This is a genomic window from Prosthecobacter sp. (genome assembly GCF_034366625.1).
GTDB lineage: Bacteria > Verrucomicrobiota > Verrucomicrobiia > Verrucomicrobiales > Verrucomicrobiaceae > Prosthecobacter.
Genome location: NZ_JAXMIH010000023.1, coordinates 366,429 through 385,681, shown reverse-complemented (window position 1 = coordinate 385,681; position 19,253 = coordinate 366,429). Strand labels below are relative to the sequence as shown.

The window sequence follows — 19,253 nt, the reverse complement described above, 5'->3', positions numbered from 1 at the left end:
GCACCCCATGAGGGAGAACACATCACGAACCGACGCCCCAGCGTGCCGCCTGCCAGCGGGGCGCTTTGTCGCTTCGTTGTGCGGCGCGCTGGCGGCCGTGCTCATGACCAGTGGGGTGGCACAGGCTCAGACCTCGGACTTTGGTGACTTCAGTTTGTTTTCAAGCGCCAGCAGCACGGTGGTGACGACCCTGAAGATCGGTGCCACCACGGACAAGGAATCCGCCGCCACGACCAATGCGACGGCGACTGGCGATGACCTGACCGGCAGTGATGACGAAGACGGAGTCACGGTGCCTGTGACCATCGCTCGAGGTGTCTCCGGCAGTCTGGTGGTGAATGTGACCAACACCACGGGCTCCACCACTTATCTCAATGTCTGGATCGACTGGAACAACAATGGCAACATCACCAGCGCGGGGTCACAGATCGCAACGAACGTCACCGTCGCCTCCGGCACATCGAACTCGAACCGCACGCTCAATTTCACCGTGCCGTCCAATGCCACACTGGGAGCAGTGGGTGTGCGTGTGCGTCTGACGAGCGTCAGCAGTCCCGGAACCGACGGCGCCGATGGGAATGGCGAGGTGGAGGATCACCTGCTCACCATCATTCCTGAAACGGATTTTGGTGACTACGGGTTGTTTGCCTCTGCCACGCAGGTGGCCAACTCCAACATCCGTATCGGCACGAACGCCACCGACACGGAGGCCAGCAATCCGAGTACAGGCACTGCAACGGCGGATGACACAACGGGTGTGGATGATGAAGACCTCACCATGCCTGCGCTGACGGCGGGCACATCGACGATGCTGGCCATCCCTGTCACGGTGAACGCAGCCTCGCTTTCAGGAAGCACCGCGCGCATCAATGTGTTTGCCGACTGGAATGGCGACAACGATGTGGTGGACACGAACGAAACCCTGTCGGCCCAGACGGTCAACATTTCCGGCACTTACAATTTCACACTCACACCGCCTGCGGGCATCACGGCTGGAACCAAGTATCTGCGCATACGCATCAGTGAAAGCAGCACGGCTCCCATCTTCAGCGGGGCATCGACACTCAAGGGTGAGGTCGAAGATTACGCGATCGTGGTGGGAACAGCCGATTTCGGTGACCATGCGTCTTTCCCCAGCGCCAGCAGCACGGTAAACTCGACATTGAAAATCGGTTCCACCACGGATGCCGAGATCACCGCCACGACCAATGCCACGGCCACGGGCGATGACACCACCAACCTAGATGATGAAAATGGTGTGACCGTTCCGGCCAGCGTGGTACTGGGAGTGGCGGGCAGCCTGACGGTGAACGTCACCAACACGATTGGCTCCACGACCTATTTGAACGCGTGGATCGACTTCAATGGCAACGGCGTGCTGACGGACAGTGGCGAGCAGATCGCCACGAATACCACGGTGGCCTCAGGAACCTCGAACTCGAACCGCACCGTGAACTTTACGGTGCCAGCCACAGCCACTCCAGGTGTGGCGGGGGTGCGCGTGCGTTTAACCTCCACCAGCACCCCAGGCCCCGATGGTGCAGATGGCAGTGGTGAGGTCGAGGACTATGTCATGACACTGGCCTGCCCCACCGTCACGATCAGTCCCACGACTCCGGCGGTCCCGGGCGTAGGCACGGCGTATTCGCAGTCGCTCACCGCCTCCGGCTCCACCACCACATTCACCTATGACGTGACCTCCGGCGCTTTGCCGGCAGGGCTGAGTCTTGATGAGAACACCGGTGTTCTTTCCGGCACTCCTACCAGCAGCGCGGCGGCATCTTTCACCGTCACTGCGACGGGGGCGAATGGCTGCACCGGTTCGCGTGCTTATACCGTCACCCCGGTCTGTCCCACGATCAGTCTGACACCCACCACGGTTCCAGATGCCTACATGGGCAGCGCCTACAGCCAGACACTCACGGCTTCTGGTGGCACAGCCCCCTACACTTATACAGTGACTTCAGGCACGCTGCCGACGGGCTTGTCCTTGAGCACTGGCGGCGTGCTCAGCGGCACTCCCACCACCAGCAACGGCGCAGGTGTCAGCGTCACGATTCGGGCCACCGACACCTACGGCTGTCAGTTCAGCCGGTCCTACGTCGTGCAAGTCTGCCCTGTCATCACGGTGAATCCAGCCTCCGCAGCGAGTGCGGTGGTTGGCACCAGCTACCCACAGACAATGAGCGGCAGCGGCGGTGCCGCGCCTTATACCTTCGCGGTGACCAGCGGTGCATTACCTTCCTGGGCCACCTTGAACCCCAGCACGGGCGTGATCAGTGGCACGCCGAACAGCACCACGAGCGCCACGTTCACCATCCGCGCCGTGGACGCGAATGGCTGCCAGGGCACGCGGGAATACACCATCACCCCCGCCTGCCCGACCATCACGGTGAATCCCGCGACACTGCCTGATGGCGTGGCGGGCTTTGCTTACAACCAGACCTTGAGCGGCGGCACTGGCACCATGCCTTACACTTTCGCGGTAACAAGCGGTGCGCTGCCTGCTGGACTGAGCTTGAACACCAGTACCGGTGCGATCACCGGCACGCCTGTCAACGGAACAGCAGCCACGTTCACGGTTCGTGCCACGGACAACTATGGATGCACCGGCACACGCAGCTATACGATCGCACCGGTGAACATTGAGTTCGGTGACTGGAACGGCTCCGGTGCCGCCACGGCCTCAGCCAGCACGATTCGCAACACCAACATTCGTCTCGGTGCCACGGTCGATGCCGAGGCGGCCACCACCACGAACGCTGCCGCAACCACGGACGACCTCGCTGGCACGGATGACGAGGACGGCGTGGCCATTCCTGCCTACCTCACGCAGGGAGCCAACGTGACCATCCTGGTGAACGTGTTCAACAACAACGCGGCTGGCCGCTACCTCCAGGGATGGATCGACTTCAACAATGACGGCACGTTCAACAACACGGATGTCGCCAGCGGTGGCGAGCGCATTTACAATGCGGCGGTTCCTGCCAGCGCATCCTCGCAGACGCTCAACGTCATTCTCACCGTGCCTGCGGGTGCAAGTGCTGGCACGCAGCGCGGTGCGCGTTTCCGTTTCACCGACAACGCGGCCACCACACCCACCAGCAGTGGTGCGAATGGTGAAACCGAAGACTACGCCGTCACCATCGCCAGCCCGCCGGCCACCGGCAATCTGGGACTGCCGATCGTTCAGGAATGGTTTGTGCCACAGCCGGAAGCCCAGATCCGGGAAGACTACCTCGTGCTGGCTCCCAAGGTGAATGCGATCGCGGACTCCGTCATCACTGTCACCGTGCCCATTGCAGCCACCAAGATCGTGTTCGACCACTGGGAGGATGGTTATGAGATGGATCTCAAAAACCCAGTGCAGCCGGGCACCTTGATCTGGGGAGACGGCAATAACGCCAACGGCAAACCTCCAGGCTATGCGAACGATCCGGCCTCGTTCACTGCCGGTTCCGTCATCACCATGCGCAACAACGTGCCGTTGCCGCGTAATGCATCCGCCATTCTGTATGACGGACGTGACCGCCTTGGCTCGACTTATGGCATTGTGATGACCCGGGCCGCCTGGTTCACGGATCCCGGGCCACTTCTCGCCAACTCGGTCGAAGTGCGTGCTTTGAATGACTGGGGCAAAACCTTCGTGCTTCCCGTGGGTGAAGACATCATCTATCCGTCGCCACTGAGCAGTTCCATGTTCGAGCACTGCGCTGCGTACATCATGGCGGCGGAGAATGGCACCACGGTGCAAATCGACAAGGACGCCAACGGCACCGTGGAAACCACCGTGACCCTCAACAAAGGCGAATCCTATCTGATCAACTCCGGCATCAAGAAAGGGGCCGCCATCACCACTTCCAAGCCCGCGCAGGTCATCGAGTTCTTTGGTGACATCAATGCCAACTTCGAAACCCGTGGCGCCAACGTGCCGCCACGCGAGAAATGGTCGAGCGAGTACTATGCGCCTGTCGGCACCGCCGCTGACGGAGATGACACGCACGTTTTCCTCTACAATCCGGACACGGCTGCCATCACGGTCAACTATGCGACCCAGACGGGTTCCGGCTCCTTCTCGATTCCTGCAAAGAGCACCTACCGTTACCTCATGCCGCAGAACTCCGGAGCACGTTTCACCAGCGTCGGCAGCAAACCCTTCTGGGGTCTCGGCACCGTGGGCGCGGAGGCCAACCAAAACAATGTGCATGACTGGGCTTATGCTCTGGTGCCCAAGGATTTCTTGAGCACCGAGGTCGTCGTCGGCTGGGGAGCTGGCAGCGATGACGGCAGTCAGAATGGCAGTCCGATCTGGGTCACGCCCACCAAGTCCACCACCATCTATGTGGACTACAATGGTGACCGCAATGGCCCTTTGACCGATCCCTCAGGCCAAAAATATGACCTCGCGTTGAACGCCAGCCTGCTGTCCGTCAATCGCATCTATGAATCGGACAAAGACCAGTCCGGCACCCGCTTGTACACGCTGGACGGCACGCAGATCATTGGTGCCTGGGGTCAGGATCCCGCTGTCGCGGGTCCGGCACGCCCCTTCCTCGATCTTGGCAACACTCTGCCAAACTATCCTGCGCCTCTCCTCTCCAAGGTGTCGAACATCGTGCTGGACACCGCACCGGCCGGATACAGCATCGGCGACGTTCTCGAATACACGGTCACGCTCGAGAACAAAACCCTCTTCGCCCTCACGGCGATCAGCATCGTGGACACGCTGCCAAACGCCAAGCTGACGTACGTGCGGTATTCCACGATCCGCGATGGCATGGCCGTCACAGAGAGTGGAACCACACCGTTCCCGCTGGATGAAAGCGGCCTGGTGATTCCGATCCTCAATCCGAAGGAAAGCACCGTCATCAAATTCCGCGCCACAATCACAGCGTCGGGCACCATCAGCAACAGCGTCAGTGCTGCTGGTTATCCTGGCCTGGCCGCGACCGATGTCGTCGAAGTGATTCCTGGAGGAGGCTCCTCCTCTGTCTGCACCCTCGACTTCACCAACAATGTCGGCACCTCCGTTTCCTACCAGCCCGGTGACGGCATCCACGCCACTGTCAACGACAACGATGCCAACACCGCCACGGCGGCGGTCGAGACTATCACAGCCCATATTACCAACACGAACACAGGGGACGTGGAGACGATCACGCTGACTGAAACCGGCCCGAACACCGGCATCTTCCGCAACACAACGCCGCTGCCAACTTCCACGACCGCCGGCCTGGGAACAGCCGACGGCACACTCAACGTTCAGGTTGGCGTCGTCGTCACGGGAACTTACACGAACGGAGTGACCGGGGAGACGGGCATGGACACCACCACGATCGTCTCACCGAGCCTGTTCAAGCAACTCTACCTCGACGCCGATGGTGCCAACGGCGACATGACCGGCGATCTCGACCGCATTGATCCTGTGGTCACGGGTGACAGCACCACGTCGGAAACAGCCACTTTGGCCCCAGGAGGCGTTTCCGCCATTGTCGCCGCCGCGACCACCTCGGGTTCCAGCGGATCCGTCGCCTCCGGAGGCACGCTCAGTTTCTCCCACACGCCGGGCAGTGGTGACAACCGCCTGCTGCTGGTGGCCATTTCCGTGGGCAACACCACCGCGAACGATGCCGACCCTGCTCCCGGTACCGTGACGGGTGTGACCTTTGGTGGCACCGCCATGACCCAGGTGGCTGCCGCTTACAGCGGTGCCGCAGTCCGCACTTACATCTACCGCCTGATCAATCCGTCCTCGAGCGCTGCCAATGTGGTTGTGTCCATCGGTTCCACGGCGTCATCCGTCATCGCCTCTGCGACCACCTTCACCGGCGTCCATCAAACCACGCCGTTGGGCTCGTCTTCCAATTATGCCGCCAACGGTAGTGATTACTTCGTCTCCGGCACCTTCGCCTCGGCCACGGACGAACTTGTTTATTCCAGCGTCGCCGTGGACGAGTATTCATCCGTCAACCAAGGCGTTTCCTCCGCATCCGGGCAGACGCAGCTCTGGAACAACAGCGGCTTCAATTATGTGAGCGGCGCTTCCAGCACCAAGCCTGGCGCCGCATCCGTGTCCCTGCGCTATGACATTCTCGACTACGAGGACGCGGTGATGGCCGCCGTGTCGATCAAGCCTGCGGCCGATGCCGCGGGCAGTGGCGCCACCTGGACACAGACACCCGCGTTTGCCGAAAACTTCAGCATGCCGGCCGGTGGCAATCTGGGCGTCACCGCCTACGCGGAGTTTCCGCCTGCGGTGCTCCCGGCCACCCCGGCCATCACCGCCACGCTCAAAAATGGCGGCGTCACCATAGCCTCATTGGACAGCCCCAACGCGACGCTGGTGAGCGGCAGCGGAGGGCAGCCGGTGACCCTGGACGCCACTTCGACATCACAGAAGCGCGCAGGCACCGGAACTGGCACAAGCCCGACTTTTTCCTCTCACACCTGGGCTCACACCACCGGAACGGGAAGCAACCGGCTGCTGCTCGTCGGTGTCGCCATTGAGTCGGACATCCAAAGCACCTTGGTGAACAGTGTCACCTACTCCGGCCAGTCCCTGGTGAAAGTTGGATCTCAACAATCTGCGGAAGGCGAGGCCCGCATGGAAATCTGGCGGCTCGTCAATCCTCCCAGCGGAACAGCCAATGTCGTGGTCACGCTCAATCAGGCCTGTGACGACGCGGTGGTGACCGTGGCCTCCACGTTCAGCGGTGTGCATCAAAGCACACCCCTGGGCACCTTTGCTTCCGCCCAGTCGGATCAGGGCGACTCAGCACCCGCCCCTTCGCTCACACTCGTCTCCGCATCAGGAGAGTTGGTGTTTGATGTTCTGGCGCTGGATGATGCTGATACGATCACAGCGCCCGGCAGTGGACAGACGCAGCGCATGAAACTGACCCAAGCCGATAGCGACTCCGGCATCACTGGAGCTGCGAGCACCAAGGCCGGGGCCTCCTCGGTGTCGATGTCCTGGACGACCTCGCCTGATTCCTGGGCACTGGGGGCGGTTTCGATCAAACCGGCCACCACCGGCACTTCGATCTACCGTCTCGACTGGAACACCGTGCTCGCCAGTGCCGTGAATCTCGTCTCCGGCCAGTCTCTCAGCCTCACCATCGCAAACGCGGGCGAGGCTGACTTCTCCGTGCTCTACGACAGCAGTACTTATCCTTCCAAAGTCAGCCTGCCGACAAACACCGTCATCCACACTGACTCCATCGCTGTTTATGACGCCCCGTATCCCGGTGGCACTGCCACCACCGCGCCAAATCTCGGCGAGAAAGTGTATGTGCGCGTCACCGTCGGCGATCCCTTCGGTGCCTATGACATCACGACCGTTCCTTTCACCATCGACGCGCCTGGCAGTGCCAGCGACGTTTCCGCCACGCTGACCGTGGCCAATGTGGTCGAAACCACTGCGGCGACGAAGACCTATCAATACGTCTGGACTGCTGGCAGCCTCGAAGGCCCCGTCACCATCTCCGCCACCGCCAAGGAAGGCTATGAAAACACCATCACCTCGTCGAAATCGGCCATCGTCACACTGAGTTCGCTCGATCTCGGAACGCTAGGCTTCGCGGTCTTCACCACGGGTTCGAATGGCACCGAAACGACGACCTTTGCTCTCAACGAACAGGTCGCGGTGCGTGTGACGGACATCGACCAGAACATCAACATTACTGTCGCCGAGACTCTCCTCGCCACCATCACCAGCAGCAGCGGTGACAGCGAGCAGGTCACGCTGACCGAGACGGGCATCGACACCGGCGTCTTCGTTTACAGCATCCCCGCCAGTTCCACGGTGGCAGGCAGCAGTAACAATGGAACTCTTTATGTTCCGGCAGGTGCTGTTTTGACCGTGTCTTATGTGGACCCCACAGATTCAACCGACACGAGCAACGCAACCGCCACCGTTCCCGCCATCATGCCTGATGTTTCGGTGATCCAAACGCTGCTCTCGCCCGCCGACGGCCAGATCATCGTGGGTGAGGCAGCCCAGTATCGCATCCGTGTGACGAACACGGGCAACACAACGCTCAACACCGTTCAAGTGGTGGACACTTTCCCCGCCGCCAGCCTGAGCTATGTCTCCGCTTCCGCGACTCCCACCACCGTGGCCAGTGGCAGCCTGACCTGGACCAATGTGGGACCGCTGAACTCAGGACAGAGCGTGGACTTGATCGTGAACTTCACCGGCCTTGCCGCTGCGAATCCCGCCCTCAATACGGTGAACGTCACCACCAGCGGCGGCCCTACCGCGTCCTCCAGCGTCCCCGTCATCGTGACACGCCCGGCCGTGACGGTGACCAAGACGCTCGTCAGCCCCAACCCCGGCCCGGCGAGCAAGGGTGACGACGTCGTGTTCAACCTCACGCTGCAAAACACCGGCACCACGACGCTCACGACCCTGCCGCTGGAAGACACCTTCAGCGATGCCAATTTCGATTACGTTTTTGCCACCATCACGCCCGACGCCTTCGGTGCTGGCAGCCTTGTTTGGAATGACGTCACCGATGTTGGCAGCCTCGCCGTCGGCGAAACCTTCACAGTCACCGTCACTCTTCGTGCCAAGGGCAATGCCAACCCGGCCAGCAACACCGTGGCAGTCACCAACGCGTTTGATGCCAATGGCGATCCCGTGCCTTCCTCCAGCAGTTCCGCCAGCCTCCAACTGCTCGCCGCCACGATTTCCGGCTCGGTTTACGAGGACATCGGCACCGTCGGCTTCGGCGGCGGCGACACCGCCTTGGAAAACGTGACCATCACTCTCTACAGCGATCCAGATGCCGACGGTGATCCTGCGGATGGCAGCGTTCAAGCCTTCACCACCACCGACGAAACGGGCTACTACGAGTTCCTCAACCTCGGTGCGGGTGATTATGTCATCGTGCAGGACAATCTCCCGACTTTTGTGAACGTCGCGGACACCGGCGGTGCCAATGACAACCGCATCCCGGTGAATGTCACGATGCTCATCAGTTATCCGAACAACAACTTCCTCGATGTCATCCCCATCCCGCTCGACTTCGGCGACTGGAATGGCAGCGGTGCCGCCACCACCACGGCCAGCACCATCCTGACCACCAACATCCGTCTCGGTGAGATCGTGGATGAGGAGGAAAGCGTCACTCCCGACGCCGACGCGACCGCCGATGGCAATGACGAGGACGGCGTGATCATGCCCGCCAGCATGACACATGGAACGAACGTGGTCATTCCGGTCAGCGTGTTCAATCTTAACACGGCAAACCGTTACCTTCAGGCGTGGATCGACCTCAATAATGACGGCACGTTCAACAACACCGATGTCGCCAGCGGTGGCGAGCGCATCTACAACGCCGCCGTCCCCGCCAGCGCGTCCTTGCAGACCGTCAACATCAACTTTGCCGTCCCCATGAATGCCAGTGTCGGCCCGCAGCGCGGCGTGCGCTTCCGTTTCACTGACAATGCCGCCACCACACCGGTGAGCAGCGGCGCCAAGGGCGAGACGGAAGATTATGTGGTTGCCTTCCTGGCACCCACGCAGGACTTCGGTGACTTCAGCGGTTTTGCCTCCGTCAGCAGCACCGCCAACTCCGCGCTTAAAATAGGCGCGCTCACCGATTTGGAAGGCGCCCAAACCACGAACAGCGCCGCCACTGGCGACGATACCACCGGGGTCGATGATGAAGACGGCGTGACGATGCCCGCATCGATCGTCGCAGGTGGCCTGATCACAGTTCCGGTCAATGTGACCAACAACACCGGAGCCGCCGCCTATCTGAATGCGTGGATCGACTACAACAACAACGGCAGTGCTTCCGACGTCGGCGAACAGATCGCCACCAACGTGCTCGTGTCGGATGGAACGACTGGAGCCACGATCAACGTCACCTTCGACGTTCCCACGAGTGCCTCGGTGGGCGGAGGGCGCGGAGCGCGTTTCCGCCTGACCAGCACGGCCACTCCTGGCCCGACGGGTACAAACGGCATGGGTGAGGTAGAGGACTATGTCGTTTCCATCGCCGCGCCGACCTTGGACTACGCTGACTTTAATCTCTTTTCGTCCGCCACCAGCGTCGCAAACAACCGGTTGCGCATCGGTGCCTTGGTGGATGTGGAAGGCCAGGCCGCGACGAATGCCGCCGCGACAGGTGACGACACCAACGGCAGCGATGACGAGGACGGCGTGACCGTGCCTGCGTCCATCACCCAAGGCACAGCCACAAGCCTGACGGTGAACGTCACCAACACCATCGGCTCCACCGCTTATCTGAACGCCTGGATCGACTTCAACGGCAACGGCGTGCTCACCGACGCAGGCGAGCAGGTCGCCAGCAACACGACGGTCGCCTCCGGCACTTCAAACTCGAACCGCACGGTTGGCTTCACTGTGCCTGCCATTGTGAAGGTCGGCACGGCAGGCGTGCGTGTGCGCCTGACCAGCACGAGCAGTCCCGGACCGGATGGTCAGGATGGAAGTGGCGAAGTGGAGGACTATACGACGACCATCGTGGCCAACACAGACTTCGGCGATCTTGCCACATTCCCCAGCGCCAGCAGCAAGACCAACAACACGCTGCGCATCGGCAGCCTGACGGATTCGGAAGGTGGCCTCGACACGAATGCCAATGCCACAACGGACGATTTGAACGGCAGCGATGACGAGGACGGTGTAACTATCCCTGCCAGTATCGCCCAGGGGGCCGCAGGCAGTCTGACGGTCAATCTCACCAACACCAGCGGCAGCACCGCTTACTTGAACGCCTGGATCGACTTCAACCGCAATGGCGTGCTCACGGATGCTGGTGAACAGGTTGCGGTGAACACCGCCATCGTCACCGGCACCTCGAATGCCAGCAGTGCCATTAATTTCACCGCGCCTGTTGCTGCGAGCCTTGGAACGGCGGGCATTCGCGTGCGTCTGACCAGCGTCACCACACCTGGAGTTGATGGCCTGGATGGGAATGGTGAAGTCGAGGACCACACCGCGACGATTGTCATACCCACGACTGATTTCGGCGATGAACTCGATCTGGCAAATGCCAGCAGCACGATCAGCACCAACCTCCGCCTCGGAGCGCTGGTGGACGCGGAAGGTTCGCCCAGCAAGACCGCCAATGCCGATGGTGATGACATCACCGGCAGTGATGACGAAGATGGATTGTCCTTCCCCTCCGTCACCGCCGGCCAGCCGGTGACACTGCCGGTGACGGTGTCAAACACATCGGGCGCAGAAGCCTATCTCAACGCCTGGATTGACTTCAACAACAACGGCGTGCTCACCGACGCGGGCGAACAGGTCGCCACCAATGTCATCGTGTCCGACGGAACTACGAACGACACGCTGAACCTCAATTTCAACATCCCGACAAATGCCGTCACCGCCGCCACCAGCCTGGGCACTCGGTTCCGGCTCACAGACATCCAAAATCCAGGCCCTACCGGCCAGGCAGGCCAGGGGGAAGTGGAAGATCATCCGATCGTCATTCTGGCACCTCTGACCGACTTTGGCGATTTCAGCGGCGCACCGGAAGTCTCCAACACCGCCAGCACCAACCTGCGCCTCGGCACGTTGGTGGACACGGAATACGCCTCCACCCGCAATGCCTCCGCCACCGGCGATGACACCAACGGCGTGGATGACGAGGACGGCGTCACGCTGCCGTCGATGACCGCCGGCGCGCCGGCGACGATTACCACGGTGGTGACCAACAACACCGGCTCCACGGCCTATCTGAACGCCTGGATCGATTTCAATAACAACGGCGTCTTCAACGACAGCGGCGAGCAGGTGGCCAACAATGGCTCGATCACCACCGGCACCAGCAATGCCTCGCGCAGCATCAATCTCACGGTGCCGCCCACCGCCGTCACCGGAACAAACCTCGCTGTGCGCGTGCGTATCTCCAATGACCTCTCACCTGGCTCGACCAGCGCGGGCGGCGTGGGTGAAGTGGAGGACTATGTCATCAACATCGCCGCCCCGACGACGGATTTCGGCGACTTTGCCAGCTTCAGCAGCGCCAGCAGCACGGCGGCATCTGGACTGCGCCTCGGTACATTGATTGACACCGAGTACACCGCCACCATCAACGCCGCCGCCAGCGGGGATGACACCATCGCGCAAGATGACGAGGACGGCGTGGTCTTCCCTGCCATGACCGCAGGCGCTCCGGCCTCCATCCCGGTGCAGGTGACCAACGTGACCGGCACGAATGCCTACTTGAACGCCTGGATCGACTTTAACAACAACGGCAGCATCGCCGATGCGGGCGAGCAGATCGCCACCAACGTGCTGATCGTCTCGGGTACGAACAACGTCACGCAGAACCTGAACTTCACCGTCCCCGCCGCATCGCTGACCGGTGTGAATCTCGGCGCGCGCTTCCGCTTCACCAGCACCACCAGCCCGGGCGTGTCTGGCAGCAGCGGCAACGGCGAGGTGGAGGATCACCTCGTCACCATCCTCGCGCCGACGACGGATTTTGGCGACTTCAGCGGCTTTGCCGACGCTTCACAAGGGGTCAACCCCGCTCTGCACATAGGTACGTTGCTCGACCCTGAATTCGTCTCCATCCGCAACGCCACCGCCACCGGTGACGACACTGCGGGCGTGGATGACGAGGACGGTGTGGCGGTACCCTCCATGATCGCCGGCCAGACGGTGACGATCCCGGTCACAATGACCAATGAAACCGGTGCCAATGGCTTCCTCAACGCATGGATCGACTTCAATAACAACGGCGTTCTGACCGACAGCGGCGAGCAGGTGGCCACGAACATCATTGTCCCCACCGGCACAACCGACGGCGTCACCAATCTGACTGTCACAGTGCCCGCCACGACGGTCACCGGCACAAATCTCGGCCTGCGCTTCCGCCTTTCCGCGCCCAGCGGCCTTGGTCCCACCGGCACCAACCCCCTAGCCGGTGAAATTGAAGACTACGCCGTGGCCATCGCCGCCCCGACGACGGACTTCGGCGACCATTCAAACCTGGCCGCCGCCAGCAGCACGCGGAACGCAAGTCTGCTAATTGGAGCCACCGTGGACACTGAATTTGCCGCCACCACGAATGCCACGGCCATGGGAGATGACACCACCGGCCTCGATGACGAAGACGGTGTGGTCGTGCCTGCCAGCATTGATCCCGGCTCCAGCGCCACTCTTCCCCTCACAGTACAGAACAATTCCGGTGCCAACGCCTGGCTGCATGCCTGGATCGACTTCAACAACGATGGGGTGCTCAACAACGCCACCCTCGGCAGCGGCGGCGAGCGTTTGGAAGCGGCCCGGTTGATCTCCCCGATGAACACCGGCACCATTCTGCGCGAGTACTGGACCGGCATCAGTGGCAGCAGCGTTGTCAATCTGACCAGCAATGGCAATTACCCCAACACCCCCACGGGTTACGACTATCGCACCAACTTCACCGCCCCGGTCGATTGGGCGGACAACATGGGGCAGCGCATGCGCGGCTGGATTTATCCTCCCGTCAGCGGTGAGTACACCTTCTGGGTGTCCGGTGATGACGAGACACAGCTTTTCCTCAGCACGGACGAGACAACCGCCAACGCCGCGCTCATCGCCCGCGTGCTGGTATGGACCGGATCGCTGGAGTGGACGAAGTATTCAGAGCAGAAGTCGGTCAAGATCACGCTGGAGGCTGGAAAGCCCTATTACATCGAAGCTTTGATGAAGGAAGGCGGCGGTGGCGACAGCCTGGCCGCAGCCTGGGAGCTTCCAGGCACCAGCACCGGTCCAGTCGTCATCGCCGGCCAGTATCTCGCCCCTTGGAGCGTGAATCCGCCCTTCAAAAGCGCGCAGCAGGTCACCTTCACCGTGCCGGTGACGGCCAATCCGGGTGCCAACCGCGCCGTGCGGTTCCGGTTGACCAATTCGTCAAGCACCGGCCCCACAGGTGCCTCGGGCAGCGGCGAAGTCGAGGACTACGCCGTGGTCATCGCCTCGGCGACGAATGATTTCGGTGACTGGAGCGGTGCCGCCAGCGCTGCCAACGGTGTGAGCAGCAACCTGTTCCTGGGCACACTGGTGGACGCCGAATATCTGGCGGCCACCAATGCCACCGCCACCGGGGACGACAACGCCGACACTGACGACGAAGACGGCGTGACACTGCCCTCCCTCACCGCCGGCGGCACTTTCAACGTACCGGTCACCGTGACCAATCTCACTGGCTCGGCGGCCTATCTCCATGCGTGGATCGACTTCAACAACAACGGTGTTTTCACTGACAGCGGCGAGCAGTTCATCTCCAACCTTGTCGTGGCCGCTGGTAGCAACGGCCTCGCGCTCAATCCCAGCATCACCGTGCCAACTACCGCCGTCACTGGCACGAACATCGGTGTGCGTTTCCGCCTCACGACCACCGGCACACCTGGAGCCACGGGCAATGCAGGAGGAGCGGGCGAAGTGGAGGACTATGTGGCCAGCATTGCCGCTCCCACGACAGACCAGGGTGACCACTCCCGCTTTGCAGCGGCCAGCAGCACCGCCAGCAATTCCCTGCGCATGGGAACCTTGGTGGATGCCGAGTACACCGCCCTCACAAACGTCGCCGCCACCGGAGACGACACCACAGGCGTTGATGACGAGGATGGTGTGACACTGCCCTCCCTGATGGCGGGCGCACCGGTCAGCATTCCTGTGGTCGTCACCAACAACAGTGGCGTGGCGGCCTATCTCAACGCCTGGATTGACTTCAACAACAACGGCGTGCTCACCGACGCCGGTGAGCAGGTCGCCACGAACGTGGTGGTCGCCACCGGAACTGCCAACAGCACACGCAACCTCGCTTTCACCGTGCCGCCTGCCGCTTTGACCGGAGTTTCACTCGGAGTGCGTGTCCGGCTGACCTCCCTCTCCACACCTGGCCCCACCGGACTCGATGGAACGGGCGAGGTGGAAGACTATGTCACGACCATTTCACCGCCACCGCTGGACTATGGAGACTGGAGCGGCTTGGCAGATGCATCGTCCACCATTGATCCGGGTTTGCGCCTGGGGACTCTGGCAGACACGGAATTTGCCTCGACACGCAACTCCACGGCCTCAGGCGATGATAATACCGAACTGGATGACGAAGACGGCGTGGTGCTTCCCACCATGACCGCTGGCGCTCCAGCCACCATTCCGGTGGTGGTGACCAACACGACCGCCGCGCCGGCCTATCTCAACGCGTGGTTCGATTTCAACAACAACGGCTCCGTCGCCGATGCGGGCGAGCAGATCGCCACCAATCTCCTCGTCGCTTCAGGAACGACCGCCGCCACGATCAATCTCAACCTCACCATTCCCGCCAACGCAATCACCGGCGCCAGCCTTGGGACGCGCTTCCGGCTGACGAGCATCCTTTCACCCGGAGCCACCGGGAATTCCGGCCTCGGGGAGGTGGAGGATTATCCGGCCACCATTTCCGTGCCCGTCACCGACTATGGCGACTTGAGCGGTGTGGCGGACGCATCCAACATTGCCAGCTCCGATCTGCGCATGGGAGCCTTGGCCGACACGGAGTATTTGCCGACGACAAATGCGGCTGCTACTGGCGATGACACCATCGGCAGTGATGACGAGGATGGCGTGACGCTCCCCGTTCTGATGCCCGGCACCGCCAGCAGCGCCGTCGTGGTGGTCACCAACAACAGCGGCTCTCCCGGTTATCTGAATGGCTGGATCGACTTCAACAACAACGGCTCCTTCACCGATGCGGGCGAACAGATCGCCACGAATCTCGTCATCGCCAATGGAACGAATGGCGATTCTCAAAACATCGCCTTCAACATTCCGGTGAATGCCATCCCAGGAACACGCGGGGCGCGTTTCCGCCTCACCACCCTCCAGGATCCAACATCCTTCGGCGCTGGCGGCACAGGGGAAGTGGAGGATCACCTGTCGATGATCAGTTGCGTGCCATTCAACATCAGCCCGGCTTCGCTGCTCGCCTCCACCGTCGGCACCGCTTGGTCGCAGACACTGACCACCGCAGGCATCCATTCTCCGTTTGTTTTCAATGTGACCAGCGGTGCCCTGCCGGCCGGTCTGGCGCTTGACAGTGCCACGGGCGTCATCAGCGGCACCCCCACGAGCAGTGCCACGGTCAGTTTCACCGTCACCGCCACAGATGCCAACGGCTGCACCGGCTCACGTGACTACACCATGGCACCCGCTTGCCCGGTCATCAGCATCACTCCTGCATCGCTCACCCAGGGCACCGTTGGCACGGCCTACTCACGCACGCTCACTGCCAGTGGCGGCACCGCACCCTACAGTTCGTGGACCGTCATCAGCGGAGCCCTGCCGGCCGGCCTGAGCCTGAATGCCGGCTCCGGCATCATCTCCGGCACACCCAGCGCAGCAGCCAATCCCGCCACGAGCATCACCGTGCGTGTCACTGACACCTATGGATGCCAAGGCACGCAGACGATCAGCCTGCAAATCTGCCCGGTGATCACTCTCAGTCCGGCCGGCCTGGCCAGCAGCACGGTGGGCACGGCCTACAGCCAGACCGTGAGCGCCAGCGGCAGTATCACGCCATACACCTTTGCCGTCAGCAGCGGCAGCCTGCCTGTTGGATTGACTCTCAATCCGGGCACAGGCGTGATCAGTGGCACGCCCACAACTTCGAACACCGCCACCTTCACCCTCCGCGCCACGGACGCGCACGGTTGCTCCGGCACGCGCAACTACACGCTCACACCTGCCTGCCCGGTGCTCACCTTGGTGCCTTCCACACTGCCCGCCGCCTATCTCGGCGGTGCCTATAACCAAACCCTCACCACCTCCAACGGCACCGCCCCCTATTCCTATTTCTTGCAAACCGGCGCTCTGCCCACCGGCCTCTCCCTCTCCAGCACCGGCATCATCGCCGGCGTGCCTTCCGTCACCGGTTCCTTCGCCTTCACCATCCGTGCCACGGATGCTTACGGCTGCTTCTCAACGCTCGATTACATCCTGGTCGTGCGCACGCTCTCGCTCGGCAATCTCGTCTTCGAGGACTCCAACAACAATGGCGTTAAGGACACAGGCGAACCCGGCCTCGAAGGCGCGCTCGTGCAGCTCTTTGCCACCGGCGATGATAACGCCATCGGCGGCACCGGCACCGCTGCGGACCTCCAGACGGGAGGCGACATTCTCACGCCAGCCTCTGGCACCTACCTCTTCACCAGTGTTCCGCCTGGCAAATACTACGTCAAAGTCACCCCGCCGGCCGATTACACCCTGACCGGCGGCACTGCCGCCACCACCGACGATGACATCGACAACAACAACGACGGCGCGCAGCCCGGCGGCTCCGGCACCGCCTTGTTCAGTCCGGTGATCACCCTCACCGGCGCGGCTGAATCCATCACCGATGGCGACACCGACACGGACACCAACCTGACCCTCGACTTCGGTCTCTGGTCCAGCGTGGCCGTCGGAAACTTCATCTTCCTCGACATCAACGGCGACGGCGTCCGCAACGAAGGTGAAAGCCTCGGCAACATCTTCGTCGAACTCTACGCCCAAGGTGCCACTCCGGGCGTGGATGAGCCTGTCAGCGTCGGTTCCTCCGGCTGCAGTTGCAAGGGACGCTACTACCTCGAAGATTTGAATCCAGGCAGTTACTTCCTGCACATCCCCGCCTCGCAGTTCGTCACCGGCATGCCCTTGGAAGGACTCCAGCCGATGTCCGCCGTCGTCGCGGGCGATGACGATGCCGGACAGGATCTCGTCTTCAACAATGACCCCGCCGTCAATGGGGCCAGCACTGCGGTCTTCACATTGCGTCCCGGCCTGTGCCCCGTCGGTGCCGCCGAGTCGGGCGGTGAGGGTTCCCTCGATGATGACATCGATGCACGCGTCGATCTCACCCGCGATCTCGGTGTCGTCGCTCCTGCTGGCAGCGGTTTCGCCGCAGGCGAGCGCGCCAGACGTTACATCGTCACCGACGGCTTCACCGCCACGGTGCTGCCCGGCGCGACGACCTTCGCCACATGGGCTCAAGACAGCGCCCTCGGCGGTGCCACGGATGATCCTGACGAAGACGGGCTCGCCAACCTGCTCGAATACGCCCTCGGCACCGATCCGGTCAATGCGCTTCAGCCCAACCGCTTCACACTCACACAAGACAGCGCCGGCAGCATCATCGCCCTGCTCACCCAGCCCATCGCCACGCGTGATGACATCATCATCAAACTCGAATCGCTCACCGATCTCACCCAGGCCGCTGATCCCGCCGCATGGAAACGCGTTTCCATCGCCGCCACCACCACCTTCAACGGCGACGACACCCTCACCCGCCAGTACGCCAATCTCGAAAAACTCCTCGTCTTCAAGGGCCTCGACACCGGCTTTATCCGCCTCAAGATCGAACTCGATGCCAACCGCGATGGCGTGCCCGAGGCCGCCGTTGCCTCCAACACTCATGCCTGGAGCCGTCAGTCCTTCGCCAGCGGCACGCGCACCTTCAGCATGCCGCTGCTCAAGCTCGCCGTCTTCACTGGCCGCGTCAGCTCTGTCAGCGCCAACGAGATCGTGCTGCCCTATATCCCCACCCTGCCCTCCGGCTCGCATTATCTCGAAGTCATCGATGGCACGCTCGCCGGACAACGCTTCGAAATCGACGCCGCCGCCAGCTCCGGCAACACCCTCGTGCTGCATGATGCTGCACCATCCTTCGCCGCCCTCACCAACGCCCGCATCATCGTCCGTCCGCATCACACCCTCGGCGAACTCCTCGCTCCTGCCGTCTTCACCGCCGAAGATCGCGTCCTCTTCTTTGACAATGCCACGAACAACTTCACCACACTCACCCACAGCGGTGATGCCTGGCTCAAAAACGTTCTCAGCATGAACTCGCGTCCGTTCGCCGCGCACGAGGCCGTGCTCGTCCAGGTTCGCGGCTCCGGCACCGTCCTCACCTTCACCGGCGAAGTCCGCCCCAACAGCTTCACCACTGCGCTCACCACCGGCACCCAGTTGATCGCCCCCGGCTGGCCCACATCACTCGCAGCCCCCGTCACCGGCCTCCGTTCCGGCGCCGCACCCGAAACCGCCGACCGCCTCCGCCTCTGGAATGGCGACACCGCACCTGAATCAAGCGGCTACACCAGCTACTACCTCGACAACAGCACCACACCGCCGTCCTGGCAGTCACAAACCGGCGAACCCTCCGCCGCACCATTGCAAAACGCCTTCCAAGGCCTCTTCCTCATTCGCGAAACATCGTTGATGCTGAATCAAGGCGCACCGTGGTAAGCCGCAACGGCCT

At 62.0% G+C, this 19,253-nt stretch carries 1 protein-coding gene; it reads left to right on the top strand.

The window, feature by feature from the left end:
• The first annotated feature begins 7 nt into the window (after window positions 1-7).
• Window positions 8-19,240: a GEVED domain-containing protein gene (locus U1A53_RS22145; RefSeq protein WP_322284042.1), complete on the top strand. Its 19,233-nt coding sequence runs from the start codon at window positions 8-10 to the stop codon at window positions 19,238-19,240.
• Window positions 19,241-19,253: the final 13 nt, after the last annotated feature.